Source organism: Faecalibacillus sp., from assembly GCF_047023275.1.
In the GTDB taxonomy this organism is placed as follows: Bacteria; Bacillota_I; Bacilli_A; order Erysipelotrichales; family Coprobacillaceae; genus Faecalibacillus.
Genome location: NZ_JBKYAR010000029.1, coordinates 17,801 through 32,958, shown reverse-complemented (window position 1 = coordinate 32,958; position 15,158 = coordinate 17,801). Strand labels below are relative to the sequence as shown.

The following is a 15,158-nucleotide window of genomic DNA, read 5'->3' as shown; positions in this document are numbered from 1 at the left end:
AATATAAGAAAACTGGAGCAGGATATATTTCCCCTCCAGTTTTAGTATAGAGCCCAAAAACTGAAACATTGTTCTTTTTTGTTGTATAATTTATATATGGAAAACAAAATTCTACAACAAAATGATTATAACGCATTACAACTGTCTTTGCCAATAGATTTAGGTATTAAAATTGATGAAGATGATGTGGTTGTTTCTTTCCTAAAGGCACTAGAAGGAGTGAATCTATCTAAATATTTTAAAAAAGGTAAGTGTCGAGGAAGAAAGGGATATGACAGATGTAAGCTTTTGAAGGTTGCACTTTTTGCCTATATGTTATGCGATAATGATTTGAGATCCATGGAATCATTATGCAGATATGATATTCGTTTCATGTACATAATGGGTGAAGAAACGCCCAGCTTCATGACTTTTGAAAGACTTTTAAAAGACTATCTCGTTAAAAATATTGATGAGATATTTTTTGAACTTTCAAATAATATAGGTGCTTTAATGAAAATAAATAAAGAAATTCAGTACATAGATGGGACAAAACTGGAAGCAGATGCAGGAAAATATACATTTGTCTATAAAACAAGGATTATCAATGCAAGAAAAAAACTGTGGCAAAAAATAAGTGATTCAATAGCTGATATCAATAAAAACAGAGGATTAGGATTCAAGCAAAATAATAAATACTGTGCTCAAGAAATAGGATATATCGTACAGTATCTTTTTGAAATTATGAAAAAAGAAGATATTGAGCCCGTATATGGTCGAGGAAAAAGAAAAACAGAAATTCAAAGAAGCTATGATGAATTTTTAAAATACTATGAAAAGGTGTTGGAATATGAATACTGGCTAGATATCATAGACGAAAGAAACAGCTGTTCGAAAACGGATCATGATGCAACGATGTGTGCAACAAAAATGGATTATTACTGTAATACGGGATTGAGCAGACCATGTTATAATGCACAGATAGCAGTGAGTGATGGTGTTATTGTCAATGCAGAACTATATCAAAGACCAGCAGATTCAAAGACATTCATACCGTTCATGGAAAGATATAATGAATATAACGGAGAATATCCAAAACACCCAATGGCAGATGCAGGATATGGAAGTTTTGAGAATTATATGTATTGTACCGATAAAAAAATGGAACTGGATATGAAATATTCAATGTATGCCAAGAAAAATGAACCAAAATATAAAAAGAACAACAAATACAATCCATTATTGTGGGAAATGAATGAACAAGGGTATAAAGTATGTCCAAATGGATATGTGTTTAACCAATATTTAAATGAAAAATATAATGAAGATGGAAAATATCTAAGAATTATACAGCTATATGAAAACAAGGAAAAATGTGAAGGATGTCAATTCAAGGAAAAATGTTTAAAGGGAAGAAAAGGATATAAAACAGTATCAAGAGATGTTGTTTTAAATGAATTCTATGCAGAAGTAGATAAGAACTTGTCAACGGAACAAGGAAAAGAAATGAAGAAACAAAGAAGCATCCAGGTAGAAGGAGCATTTGGAGTAATCAAGCAGGATATGAGATTCACAAGATTTACAAGAAGAGGATTAAAAAATACAAGGATGGAATTTCTATTGGTATGTATAGGATATAATTTAAGAAAATATCACAATTATCGAATAAAAAATAAAAAGAAAGTGGTTGTAAACTAAACAAACCGTTCCTGAAAAAAAGCATTGAAAATTCGATACCCTCATTGCGCCCAAAAGCAGGTAAAATTCACATAAAAAAGTGAATAATGATAGTAGACACATCAAAATAGATGTGATTTTTTTATTTCTAACAAAAAAAGAAGCTTAACAACGAAAGTTAAACTTCTAAAAATTTATTTCGTTACAGCTCCTTTTTTATTTATGGGTATAATAATTTGACTTTTTCCATTTTGATAGTCTATAATACATTTTAAGTTTATGCTATAATAAAACAAAAAATATAAGGAGGTTATTTATGCAAGAAAAGCCAATCCATAATAATAAATATAATGGCAACAAACATAATAAAAATAAAAACTTTAATCGTCATAGATCAACACATAAAAATTATAAAAATACAAAACATAATAAAACAATGGATACTAAAGTTTATGCTTTAGGTGGTTTAAATGAAATTGGAAAAAATATGTATTGTGTTGAACATGATAATGAAATTATCATTATTGATGCAGGGGTAAAATTTGCTGAAGAAGGTTTACCTGGTATTGATTATGTTATTCCAGATTATAGTTATTTAAAACGTAATGAAAATAAAATTAGAGGTCTTTTAATTACACATGGTCATGAAGATCATATTGGAGGCATTCCTTTTTTACTACAAGTTGTAAAAATACCATTCATTTATGCCTCTCCTCTGGCTTGTGCAATGATTACTAGAAAATTAGAGGAAAAACGTTTAACAAATGCAACACATTTGATTCGTATTGATGATGAATATCAAATTAAAACTAAATATTTCAATATTGGTTTCTTTAAAACAAACCACTCTATTCCAGAAAGTTTAGGAATTATTATTAATTCTCCTAATGGTAGAATTGTTTCAACAGGTGACTTTAAATTTGATTTAACACCTGTAGGAGATCCTGCTGATTTCCAAAAAATGTCTTTCTTAGGAGAAACAGGTGTTACTTTATTATTAAGTGATTCTACAAATGCTGAAGTTCCTACATTTTCTAAAAGCGAAAAACAAGTAGCTTATGCTGTACAAGAAGAATTTAGAAAAACTGAAGGTCGTCTAATCGTTGCAACCTTTGCTTCTAATGTTCATCGTGTTCAACAAATTGTAGAAGCTGCTGTTAAGTTTAACCGTAAAATTCTTGTTTTTGGTCGTTCAATGGAAAATAATATCCAAGTATCAAGACAAATGGGTTATATTAAAGCACCTGATTCTTTCTTTATTAGTAATAACGAAGCAAAAAAATTACCTGATAATGAAATCTTAATTCTATGCACAGGAAGCCAAGGAGAAGCTTTGTCTGCGTTAAGCCGTATTGCTAATGGAACACATAAATTTGTTAAAATCAAACCTGGAGATACTGTTGTCTTTTCATCAAGTCCAATTCCAGGAAATGCATCAAGCATCAATATCGTTGTTAACCGTTTATTTAGAGCTGGTGCCAAAGTTTTAGTCAATACAGCATTTAACAATCTTCATACATCAGGACATGCCAGTCAAGAAGAACAAAAATTAATGTTGTTACTTACAAAGCCTAAATATTTCTTCCCTGTACATGGGGAATATCGTATGTTAAAAATACACGCTGAACTTTCTCAAGAAGTAGGTGTTCCAAAAGAAAATACATTTGTTTTAAGTAATGGGGATACAATTTTACTTAATAAAGGAACTGCTCGTTTAGGTCCAAGAATCCATGTAGATGATATTTATGTTGATGGTAATGACCTTTCTGGATTATCTACAGCTGTTTTAAGAGATCGTCAAATTCTATCTGAAGATGGAATGGTTTCTGTTTTAATCGCAATGGATTCTCATGAAGGTAAATTACTTACAAAACCGGTTATTATTTCACGTGGATTTGTCTATATGAAAGATAGTTTTCCAATGATCCGTGAAGCAGAAAACTTAGTTGGTCAAGCATTAAGTCAATTACTTGCAGGAAAAACAACTTTTGGTGAAATTAAAAATACAACGAGAGATGTACTTTCACAATATTTTTATCGTAAAACAAAAAGAAATCCAATGATTATACCCGTTATCATGAATAAAAAATAATGAAATATATTAAAAAGATTATTCTATGTTTCCTCTCTATTTCTTTAGTGTTATGTGTTTATCAATGGTATATTCAAAGTAAGAATACTTATCGTTTTAAAGCAACGACCTATAGTCAAGAAACATTACCTAAAGAATTTAATGGTTTTACGATTGGTTATCTTTCTGATTTAAATCTTTCTACAAAGGAAGATTTAAATCGTTTAAAAGAAGCTGTTAAAGAATTCAATCAAAAAGATGTTGACCTTATTCTTTTTGGTGGAGATATTTACAGTGATTCTTTATTTGATATAGAAAAAGTAAGTCAAATTTTAAAAAATATACAGTCTCATTATGGAAAATTTGCTGTTTTAGGAGAAAAAGATCAAAATGATTCTAATGATTGTACTAATTTATTAACAGAAGCAGGTTTTGAGGTTTTACATAATGAGTTACGAACTATATATTATAAAGATGCAGTTATCGATCTTTTAGGATTAGAAAATAGCGGGGATTGTTCAGGACTAATCAATGATGATAATAAAAATCATTTTAAGATTGCCTTAGTTCATCAACCAGATTATTTTACCCAAATAAAAAACAGTGCTGTACAACTTCAGTTATCCGGTCATACACTTGGAGGATATTATAAAATTCCTTTAATTGGTGGTATAGAGACAAAAGAAAAAGGTAAGAAATATGTTAATGGAAAACATGTTAACAATGGAACTACACTTCTTATTTCTAATGGATTTCATAAAGAATCAGATGACCAACGCCGTTTTCTAACGTATGATGAAATAAATATTATTAAACTAAAAAAATAGAACTCATTGAGTTCTATTTTTTTATCATTGTTCCAACACCTTTTTTAGTAAAGATTTCAATTAATAAACTATGTTCTAATCTTCCATCTAAAATATGGACACGTTTAACATCATTTTGTACAGCTTCTAAACAATTTTTTACTTTAGGAATCATACCACCAGTAATAATACCATTTTCAAATAATTCTTTAGCAGACTCAGTATCAATTTTTGAAATCAATGTTTCAGGATTACTTGGATCCTCTAACACCCCTTCAATGTCTGTTAAGAAAACAAGCTTACTTGCTTTAACAGCGCGCGCAATTGCTGTCGCTACATCATCAGCATTAATATTATAAGCATGATATTTTTCATCTAAACCAATTGTTGAAATAATTGGCGTATATCCTTGGTCTAATAACGTATTAATTAATGTTGTATCAACATGTGTTATTTTTCCAACAAAACCAATATCTTCACCTTGAGGCATAACCTTTTCTACCGTAATCATGTTACCATCTTTACCAGACAAACCAACAGCATGTGTTCCAATTTGTTCCAAATGTGTTACAAGTCCTTTATTGATTTTTCCTGATAAAACCATTTCAGCAATTTCTAAAGTATCTTTATCTGTAATTCTTAACCCATTTTTAAACTCACTTTTAATTTGAACACGGTCTAACATTCTATTAATATCTTTGCCTCCACCATGAACAATAATCGGTTTCAAACCAACAGATTTTAAAACTGCGATATCTTTTAAAACACTCTTTTTGATGATTTCGTTTGTCATTGCACTTCCCCCGTACTTAATAACAACAATATCACCTTCATATTTTTGCATATATCCAAGTGCTTCTACTAAAATCTCCGCTTTATTAATTTCTTTTCTAAACTCTTGTTGCATTTCAATTCCCCCTACGAACGATAATCAGCATTGATTTTGACATAATCATAAGTCAAATCACATCCCCAAGCTGTTGCCTTTGCATCAGCAATTTTCATATCAATATTTGTTTTTACATAATCACTCGATAAAATCTTAGTCGCAAATTCTTCACTATAATCTGTAGCCATCCCATTTTCTACAAGTTTTAAATTACCAAATTCACTTTCTATATATAAATCTACTTGATAAGGATCAAATTCTTCCCCAGAATATCCCATTGCACATAAAAGTCTTCCCCAGTTAGCATCATTTCCAAAAATAGCTGTTTTTACAAGTGGTGATGTACAAACACTTTTAGCAACAACTTTTGCTTGTTTAACATCTTTTGCACCATTTACATTCACTTCTAATAATTTAGTAGCCCCTTCTCCATCACTTGCAATACATTTAGCTAAGTATTCATTAACATAATGTAAAGCTTCTTTAAATGTTTGATAATCTTCATCTTCTTCTACGATTTCATCATTACCAGCTAAACCATTAGCAAGTAATAAAACAGTATCATTTGTTGAAGTATCTCTATCTACAGAAATCATATTAAAAGTATCTGGAATAACAGATTTTAATGCTTTATTTAATAATTCCTTAGAAATATTTAAATCAGTTGTAATAAATCCAAGCATTGTTGCCATATTTGGATGAATCATCCCCGAACCTTTACAACATGCTCCAATAGTTACCGTTTTTCCTTTTACTTCAATTTCAACAGCTAAATGTTTTGGTTTTGTATCTGTTGTCATAATTGAAGTAGCTACATCAATTCCTGCTTGATGATCATCTTTTAATTGTTTTAAAGCTTCATCAATCCCTTTTTCAATTGGATCAGTAGATAATTGTTTACCAATGACTCCTGTTGAACAAATCAACACTTTTTCTTTTTCTACATTTAAAGCATTTCCTACAATATTTGCGAATTTTTCATTTGCTTCTTCACCAAGTTTTCCAGTACAAGCATTGGCAATCCCACTATTAATCGCAATAGCCTTTACTGTATCACTGTTTTCTACAACTTGTTTATCCCATAAAACAGGAGCCGCTTTTACCATATTTGTTGTAAAAGTTCCTACTGCTTTTGCTTCAACATCAGAAACAATTAAAGCAAAATCTTTATTTCTCTTTTTAATACCAATATGTAATCCAGCACCTTTATACCCTTTTGGATTAGTAACTGTTCCATCTTCTATTATTTTCATACTCTTTTTCCCCTTATAAAACTGCAGGTGCTAACATAAGACCTGTCTTTTCATCTAAACCAAACATAATATTCATATTTTGAATTGCTTGACCAGCAGCTCCTTTAACTAGATTGTCCATGGCTCCCATCATAATCACTCTATGTGTACGAGGATCTACTTTATAAGCAACATCAACAAAGTTTGAACATTTTACATTTCTTACTTCTGGAACATTTCCTTCTTTTAAGACACGTACGAAATATTCATCTTTATAAATATCATACGCTTTTTTAACATCTTCCTCACTTACTCCTTCTTTTAATGAAGCGTAAGCTGTAATTAAAATTCCTCTATTCATTGGAATAAGATGAGGTGTGAAGTTAAGTAATACTTTTGATGAAGAAGCATACCCTAATTGTTCTTCAATTTCTGGTGTATGACGATGACTTGCTACACCATAAGCTTTAATACTTTCATTCACTTCACAATAAAGATTTTGAACTTTTGCTCCTCTACCAGCACCACTTGTGCCACTCTTTGCATCAATAATCAACGTATCCATATCAATAAGTCCTGCTTTAGCAAGTGGATAAATTGATAAAATTGAACATGTTGGATAACATCCAGGATTAGCAATCAGTCTTGCATTTTTAACATCTTCTCTATTGATTTCACATAATCCATAAACAGCTTCTTTAATAAATTCAGGTGAAGCATGTTTAATTCCATACCATGATTCATATGTTTCAACATCTTTAATACGATAATCTGCAGATAAATCAATTACTTTAACTTTCTTTAAAACATTTTCATTTACCATCTTTGCACATACCCCTTGAGGTGTTGCAAAGAAAACAACATCAACATTATCTAAATATTTTTCAATATCTTCATCTACACACTTTTGATCTAATAAAGTGAAATAACTTTTATAAACATCACTATATTCTTGATCACTATAAGTTCTTGAAGATACCCATTCAATATGAACCTCAGGATGTGTTAATAAAATTCTAACAAGCTCACATCCTCCATAACCAGTTGAACCAACAATTCCGACATTAATCATTCTACTTTTCCCCCTATAAAAAATAAAAAGCCGTCTCTAAAATAGAGACGACTGATCGCGTTACCACTCTAATTGTTGTAAGTTGACCTTACAACCTCTTTCATCTTTAAGGCAGATCTACCAAAAGATATACTTCTATTTCCATCTTTCCTCTCGTAAATGCGCTTCATCTTTACTTCCATTCCTATCTTCCATCAACATAGGATCGCTCTTATTTCCATAAAGACTACTCTTTTAGTCCTCGAGTTTAAAACCATTATATGACAATTTTCCATTTTGTCAATAATGATTTATTAAGAAAAAAATTTTTTTAATATATAATAAAGATGACATTATTTTTTTTGACGTTCAACATTTCGACAAGGTTATTGCATATTTAAAAAAAGTAGTTTATGATAATAATAATTTATAAGATAAAAAACAAGGGGGAAACTATAAATGAAAGAAAAAGTCGTTTTAGCTTATTCTGGTGGATTAGATACTACTGCGATCATCCCATGGCTAAAAGAAAACTATGATTGTGAAGTTATTTGTTGCTGTATTGATGTCGGTCAAAAAGAAGAACTAGACGGTCTAGAAGAACGTGCTAAAGCATGTGGTGCAAGTAAACTTTATATCAAAAATGTTGTTGATGAATACGTAGAAAATTACATTATGCCTACTGTTCAAGCAGATGCTGTATTTGAATACAAATATTTATTAGGGACTGCAACTGCTCGTCCATTAATTGCAAAAGTACTTGTTGATGTTGCTCGTCAAGAAGGTGCAACAGCGATTTGTCATGGTGCAACTGGTAAAGGAAATGACCAAATTCGTTTTGAATTAGGTATTAAAGCTTTAGCTCCAGATTTAAAAATCATTGCTGCATGGCGTGATCCAAAATGGACAATGGATTCTCGTGAATCTGAAATTGAATATTGTAGAGCTCATGGTATCAATTTACCTTTCTCTGCTGATAATAGTTACTCACGTGATAGAAATATTTGGCATATTTCTCATGAAGGATTAGAACTTGAAGATCCATCATGTGCGCCAAATTATGATCACTTATTAGTATTATCAAATTCTCCAGAAAAAGCTCCAGAAGAAGATGTTCACTTATCTATTGATTGGGAAAAAGGTGTTCCTGTTGCTTTAAATGGTGAAAAGATGTCTCAAAGAGAAATCTTAGAAAAATTAAATGAAATCGGTGGTCAACATGGTATTGGTATTATTGATATCGTTGAAAACCGTGTTGTTGGTATGAAATCAAGAGGTGTTTATGAAACACCAGGTGGAACTATCTTAATGGAAGCTCATCAACAATTAGAAGAACTTATCTTAGATAGAGAAACACTTAAATATAAACGTCTTGTTTCTGTTGAATTTGCTGAACTTGTTTACGCTGCTAAATGGTTCTCACCACTTAGAGAAGCATTAACTGCTTTCGTTGATAAAACTCAAGAATATGTAACAGGTACAACAAACTTTAGATTATATAAAGGAAATATTATTAAAGAAGGTACAACTTCTCCTTATTCATTATATGATGAAGATATTGCTTCATTTAAAACAGGTGATTTATATGATCATCATGATGCTGAAGGATTTATTACTTTATATGGTCTTTCAACTAAAGTACGTGCAATGAAATTAAATAACAAAAAATAAAAAGAGCCCACTGCTCTTTTTATTTAAAGGAGGAAATTTATGAATTTATGGGGTGGAAGATTTACTAAACCAACAAACCAGCTTGTTTATGATTTTAATGCTTCTATTAAATTTGATAAGACTTTTGCTAGTCAAGATATCAAAGGAAGTATTGGTCATGTAAAAATGTTGACAAAACAAGAAATCTTGACTCAAGAAGAAGGTCAATTAATCGAAAAAACTTTAAAAGAAATTTTAAATGAAGTTGAAAATGGAACATTAGAAATTGATGAAAGCTTTGAAGATATTCATAGCTTTGTAGAATCAACATTGATTGATCGTATTGGTGATACCGGTAAAAAATTACATACTGGTAGAAGTAGAAATGACCAAGTCGCTTTAGATATGAGACTTTACACAAAAGATCAAATTGAAATGTTGAATACTTTGCTTGTTGATTTATTAAAAACCATTCATGAAATCATGAAAGAACATGTTGATACGATCATGCCTGGTTTTACTCATCTACAAAAAGCTCAACCAATTACTTTAGCTCATCATATGGGCGCTTATTTTGAAATGTTTAAGCGTGATCAATCTCGTTTACATGATATTTATGAAAGAATGGATTATTGTCCATTAGGTTCTGGTGCTCTTGCTGGAACAACATATCCTTTAGATAGAGAATACAGTGCTGAAATTTTAGGTTTTAAAGGACCTTGTTTAAATAGTATTGATGGGGTTTCTGATCGTGATTATCTAATCGAGCTTTTAAGTGCTATGTCTACAATGATGATGCATATGTCTCGTTTATCTGAAGAAATGATTATTTGGAATACAAATGAATATCAATTTATTGATTTAGATGATACTTTTTCAACAGGTTCTTCAATTATGCCACAAAAGAAAAACCCTGATATTTGCGAATTAATTAGAGGAAAAACTGGTCGTGTTTATGGCGCACTTATGGGATTTTTAACAACTATGAAAGGTCTTCCTCTTGCTTATAATAAAGATATGCAAGAAGATAAAGAAATGTATTTTGATGCTTTAAATACAACTAAAGGATGCCTTCAATTATTAAGTGATATGTTAAAATCAACAACATTTAATAAAGATAAAATGAAAAAATCAGCTACTGGTGGTTTTACAAATGCAACTGATGCAGCAGATTATCTTGTCAACAAAGGTGTACCATTTAGAGATGCTCATGGTATTATTGGTCAACTTGTCCTATATGCAATTAGCCAAAACAAAGATCTTGATGAACTTTCTCTAGAAGAATTTAAAAATATCTCTGATGTTTTTGAAGAAGATGTTTATCAGGCAATTGATGTCAACACTTGTGTCAACAAAAGAAATACAATTGGTGCATGTGGTCAAGAAATGATGAAAAAAGTTATTGCTTTAAATGAAGAATATTTAAAACAATTTTAAAAAGGGCGTTTGCCCCAATGTCATTAAGTTAATATGACATAAATTCAATCAGAAGAAATATCAATCAGATAGATTCTTCTGATTTTTATTTTGTTGTAGCTAAAAAAGTGTCATTTTCATGACTTTTTAAAAATATTCTCGTTTTTATTGCATTATTGTTATATAATCTTTTCGACTAGTCAAATCTGTAGTTAAAATGGACAAATGTTTTTGATTTGACATTTCGCTCGTGGGATCTACCGGGTCGGATTGGCAGGATCTCTTTAACTATCAGATTCTCTAAAGATGGATTCTTTCCATCTTTTTTGTTTAGAAATTTTCTTATCAAATGGCATACTCTTGTAAAGTTTACCTGATATGTATATTTTCTTTTTTTCTTTGGTATCTTTATTTTTTGAACAATTCTTTGTGTTAAATTGTAAAGTGTAAGTCGAGCATAGATTTCTTGCTGGACAAGTTTTCTTTTCTTTGAATGAAGTGCGTTCAATCCAATGGCATACTTCACCTGTCTGAAAGATGTTTCAATCCCCCAACGTTTATTGTAGAGTTCTTTGATATCATCTATAGGAAATTCATCTCTGTCCAGATTAGTAATGATGCATTCATATGTATTTTCAGTGATTTTAAATCTTGCAATTCTGCAATTGAATTCATACCATGGATTATCCTTGGACATATAATCAAATCTCATATTTTTAGGACACCATTTGTAGTAATGAGGACATGCCATTACCATCTTTGTATTTTTTAATGTAAGGACCCTGCTTACATCTAAGTCAAATTCTTCATCAGGAAATGGTCCTAATGATCTGACCATACTTGTTTTTGAATGAATATCTTTTACCCTGATCAGATATTTATTATTGGACTTTACAACATGTTCAAAACCATTATAGGATTCATAACCTCTGTCGGCGATAAAGATAGCTTTATTACCTCGATAACGATCAACGATTTGACAGAAGGCATCGTTTTCATCCATTTTAACCTGACCTTGTATGATAAGGTCATCATAAGTGCATTCCAACAAATCATAGGAAGCATTTAAATGAAAAGCACTATATGATTTGCCATATTTATTACAGTTTCTAACAGTTGTTTCACCGTCTTGAAAAGTATTATCGATAGGAAGTTCACTTCCATCGACAGCTAAAAGGCGATAACCTTTAAAGAGCTTTTCATCATATGTTTCAGTATTGAAGGTATTGAAGATATGAAGAAAAGCTTCCATTTTAATTTTGCTTCGAGATTGTACAAAGGCAGAAGAAGTAGGAGTAGTCAAAGAGTAATCAAAAAATTTATAGAGTTCATCTTTTAAAGAACCATTTTCCATACAAAGGATAGAAGAGATGGTTGTTTTGAAATCAAGTTTACGAGAACGAATAAAATCAGTATCAGGGTTTTCACAAAAAAGAGAACGTGAATTATTCATATCATCAATGATGTGATATAAAATATTTTTTAAATGTTTATAGTTGTCCATAATAAGTACCTCCGACGATATCTATAAACAATAGGCCTATTATCAATAAAAGAAATTGATAATAGGCCGCATACATTTATTGTGTTGTCAATATCAAAAATAAAAAAGAGGTCTACCTTTTTATGTAAACCTCCTATAGTCATCAAGTCTTAACTTAATGACATTGGCGTTTGCCCTTTTTTTATACTCGTCCATATTTTATATGATAAAGTGCTTCTAATAGTTCAAAAATATATGTAATAGAAAACTTACCAATCAAAGATAAATGATCTGTTCCTACTCGAATAATCATATCAAATTGATCTTGATAAAGGATATTTTCTACTTGGGTAATGCATATTTTATGTGCTTTGCTTTTTGCAATCTCTCTTAACATATCTGGATGATCTTGCCAATAACCTCCTGCAATTGAAGAAACAATAATCAAATCATTTTCTGTTAAATCACAAACCACTTCTTTTTGACTTTGTAAAGGATACATTCCTGTACATTTTTTACCTAAATATGAAAGTTCAATTTGTAATTGCATTGAAACTGACTGAGTAAAAAAGTTTCCCGCAAAACAAATTTCATTACTTTGATAAATAAGATCAACCAGTTTTTCTAGTTCTTCAAATTCAATCATTTCATAAGTTGACCTTAAATTTTGTACAATATTTTCAAAATGATCAATAAATAAATCTTTAGTTGTTTTTCCTTTTATAGGAAAAACAGGTAATTGATGATCAAATTGCATACGCATGGAATCATGATTAAAATAACGTAAATTCATTGTGACATCCATTTTAAAGTCACTAAAACTTTCATAATTTAATTTTCGACATAATCTTGAAATAGTAGCCGTAGAAACAAAGCACATTTCTGCCACATCTGTAATATTATATTCAGGTATTTTATTAATATTTTCTAAAATCATCTTTGCTGCATTAGAATAAACATCATCTACTTTTGATGTATTAATAAAATTAATTAAAGCATAAAAAGCACTACGCATCGTTTACCTCACTCATTTTAAGGTCAAATACTTGTCCATCATCTAGACATATACAATTAAGTTGACCTCTTTCTCCTAAAGCAAGTCCCCCATCAATTCCAATCTTATTATGAAATTCATCATCATACCAGACATTAAAACTTTGATCACGATTAATAAAACAAAGCGGTGTATGACCAAAAATATACGTTTTATTTAAATCACATTCACTCAAAAAGAAATAATCACGAATCCATAAAAGTGTATCTTCTTCTTGGTCATCAAGAGTTCTTTCAGGATCAATTCCAGCATGAACTAAAATATAATCTTTATTATTGACGTTTAATTCTATATACAAAGGTAAGTTTTTAAGATAATTATAGAGATTTCTTAAAAAGATATTTCTTACAATGGTGTAATCACAGTGATACAATTTCTTTTTACGTAGATATTGACGAATATTTTCAATCGTTTTTTCTCCACCATTTTGTGACCAAAGTTTAAATTCGCAACTTGGAAAGTCAAAATCATTATGATCAATGGCTTCTTTTAAAGCCTCTTGCATCATATATTCATGGTTTCCTTTAAGTAAAGTAATATTATCAAATTTTTGAATATAAAAATAGATATCCAAACTACAAGGTCCACGATCACAAATATCTCCAAGTATATAAAGTTGATCTTGGTTATTAAATTGTATTTTATCTAACATTCTTTTAAATATGTCAAAATTACCATGAATGTCAGAGAGTACATATGTCTTACCTTTCATGATGATCACCTAAAATTATCATAGCACAAAATTAAAAAATTTGCTTAAAAAAGAGTTAATTTTAAAAAGATGCTTACGCATCTCTTCCAATTGTCGCTACCATAACTGCTTTAATTGTATGCATTCTGTTTTCAGCTTCATCAAAAACAACAGAATTCTTTGATCTAAAGACTTCATCTTCAACTTCACGAATATCGATTCCTTCGTCATGTTTTGTTTTAGCAACTGTTGTTTCAAAATCATGGAATGATGGTAAACAATGCATAAATAATGTTGAATCTTTACCTGTTTTACTCATCATTTCTTGAGTAACTTTATATGGTGATAACATTTCTACTCTTGGTTTATATAAACTTTCATCTTCTCCCATACTTACCCAAATATCTGTATAGATAACATCTGCATCTTTTACTGCTTCATCTACATTATCTGTCACTTCAATTGTTCCACCAGATTTTTTAGCTTCTTCCTTACAATAAGCAAGCACTTCTGGATCAATATGTAATGATTTTGGGCCAAGGCAAACAAAATGCATTCCCATTTTGACAGCACCATACATTAAACCATAACATACATTATTTCGAATATCTCCTGTAAAGACAAATTTAATATCTTCTAATGGTTTATCTAAATGCTCTTCAATTGTAAGAAAATCAGCAAGTGTTTGTGTTGGATGATCAACATCAGTTAAACCATTCCAAACTGGTACTCCTGAATACTTAGCAAGAGCTTCTACTGTTTCTTGTTTAAATCCTCTAAATTCAATACCATCATACATTCTTCCTAATACTTTTGCTGTATCTTCAATAGATTCTTTTTTCCCCATTTGTGAGTTACTTAAAAATGTAGCATGTCCACCTTCATCTAAAGCAGCCACTTCAAATGAACAACGTGTTCTTGTTGATGTTTTTTCAAAAATCAAACATACATTTTTCCCTAATAAATGTTGTCCTATTTTTCCAGCTTTTTTATCAGCTTTTAATTGGTGAGCTAAGTCTAATAAATATCTAATTTCTTCTTTTGAATAATCTTTTAATGTTAAAAAATGTCTATTTTTAAGATTCATAATAATCCCCCTTTTAATAACCATTATTTTATCAAAATATTGATATTTCTTCAATATTGATAAATAATTATT

At 30.2% G+C, this 15,158-nt stretch carries 12 protein-coding genes and 1 other annotated feature; of the genes, 5 read left to right on the top strand and 7 right to left on the bottom strand.

Going from position 1 to position 15,158, the window contains the following annotated elements:
• Positions 1 to 96: 96 nt before the first annotated feature.
• The 3 genes from ACLVEP_RS10105 to ACLVEP_RS10095 all read left to right on the top strand — a co-directional run bounded on the left by ACLVEP_RS10105 (position 97) and on the right by ACLVEP_RS10095 (position 4,554).
• Positions 97 to 1,677, top strand: coding sequence for a transposase (locus tag ACLVEP_RS10105; RefSeq protein WP_412584599.1), 1,581 nt, complete (start codon positions 97 to 99; stop codon positions 1,675 to 1,677).
• A gap of 415 nt (positions 1,678 to 2,092) precedes the next feature.
• On the top strand, positions 2,093 to 3,748 hold the full coding sequence (rnjA, locus tag ACLVEP_RS10100; protein WP_412584601.1) for a ribonuclease J1: 1,656 nt from the start codon (positions 2,093 to 2,095) through the stop codon (positions 3,746 to 3,748).
• The gene (locus tag ACLVEP_RS10095; protein WP_412584597.1) at positions 3,748 to 4,554 is read left to right on the top strand and encodes a metallophosphoesterase; all 807 of its coding nucleotides are present in this window, start codon (positions 3,748 to 3,750) and stop codon (positions 4,552 to 4,554) included. The genes rnjA and ACLVEP_RS10095 overlap by 1 nt, the downstream gene beginning before the upstream one ends.
• 13 nt (positions 4,555 to 4,567) lie before the next feature.
• On the opposite strand, the gene argB is transcribed toward ACLVEP_RS10095, so the two are convergent.
• Genes argB through argC form a run of 3 tightly spaced genes read right to left on the bottom strand, consistent with a single transcriptional unit; the run spans position 4,568 to position 7,726 of the window.
• Positions 4,568 to 5,440 (bottom strand): acetylglutamate kinase, encoded by an 873-nt coding sequence (gene argB, locus ACLVEP_RS10090; RefSeq protein ID WP_412584595.1) that lies wholly within the window; start codon positions 5,438 to 5,440, stop codon positions 4,568 to 4,570.
• Positions 5,441 to 5,451: 11 nt separating this feature from the next.
• Entirely contained in the window at positions 5,452 to 6,675 is a 1,224-nt protein-coding gene (argJ, locus tag ACLVEP_RS10085; protein WP_412584594.1) for a bifunctional ornithine acetyltransferase/N-acetylglutamate synthase, read from the bottom strand.
• Positions 6,676 to 6,688: 13 nt separating this feature from the next.
• On the bottom strand, positions 6,689 to 7,726 hold the full coding sequence (gene argC / locus ACLVEP_RS10080) for an N-acetyl-gamma-glutamyl-phosphate reductase (protein WP_412584592.1): 1,038 nt from the start codon (positions 7,724 to 7,726) through the stop codon (positions 6,689 to 6,691).
• Between the two features lie 40 nt (positions 7,727 to 7,766).
• Positions 7,767 to 7,977 (bottom strand) — a binding site (T-box leader).
• Between the two features lie 187 nt (positions 7,978 to 8,164).
• On the opposite strand from argC, the gene ACLVEP_RS10075 reads away from it, so the two are divergent.
• Positions 8,165 to 9,376 carry an argininosuccinate synthase gene (locus ACLVEP_RS10075; RefSeq protein ID WP_032090484.1) on the top strand — a complete coding sequence of 404 codons (1,212 nt, stop codon included), beginning with the start codon at positions 8,165 to 8,167 and terminating at the stop codon, positions 9,374 to 9,376.
• Between the two features lie 39 nt (positions 9,377 to 9,415).
• Positions 9,416 to 10,792: an argininosuccinate lyase gene (gene argH / locus ACLVEP_RS10070; RefSeq protein ID WP_317999433.1), complete on the top strand. Its 1,377-nt coding sequence runs from the start codon at positions 9,416 to 9,418 to the stop codon at positions 10,790 to 10,792.
• 175 nt (positions 10,793 to 10,967) lie between these two features.
• On the opposite strand, the gene ACLVEP_RS10065 is transcribed toward argH, so the two are convergent.
• The 4 genes from ACLVEP_RS10065 to argF all read right to left on the bottom strand — a co-directional run bounded on the left by ACLVEP_RS10065 (position 10,968) and on the right by argF (position 15,092).
• Positions 10,968 to 12,275, bottom strand: coding sequence for an IS4 family transposase (locus ACLVEP_RS10065; protein ID WP_412583945.1), 1,308 nt, complete (start codon positions 12,273 to 12,275; stop codon positions 10,968 to 10,970).
• A 181-nt stretch (positions 12,276 to 12,456) separates the two neighbouring features.
• Complete coding sequence (locus ACLVEP_RS10060) at positions 12,457 to 13,269, bottom strand: MurR/RpiR family transcriptional regulator (RefSeq protein ID WP_412584591.1); 813 nt, start codon at positions 13,267 to 13,269, stop codon at positions 12,457 to 12,459.
• A complete protein-coding gene (locus tag ACLVEP_RS10055) occupies positions 13,262 to 14,020 on the bottom strand; it encodes a metallophosphoesterase (RefSeq protein WP_412584589.1) in 759 nt (252 codons plus the stop codon). Before ACLVEP_RS10055 ends, ACLVEP_RS10060 begins: the two co-directional genes overlap by 8 nt.
• A 73-nt stretch (positions 14,021 to 14,093) precedes the next feature.
• A complete protein-coding gene (argF, locus tag ACLVEP_RS10050; RefSeq protein ID WP_256186759.1) occupies positions 14,094 to 15,092 on the bottom strand; it encodes an ornithine carbamoyltransferase in 999 nt (332 codons plus the stop codon).
• Between the last annotated feature and the right edge of the window lie 66 nt (positions 15,093 to 15,158).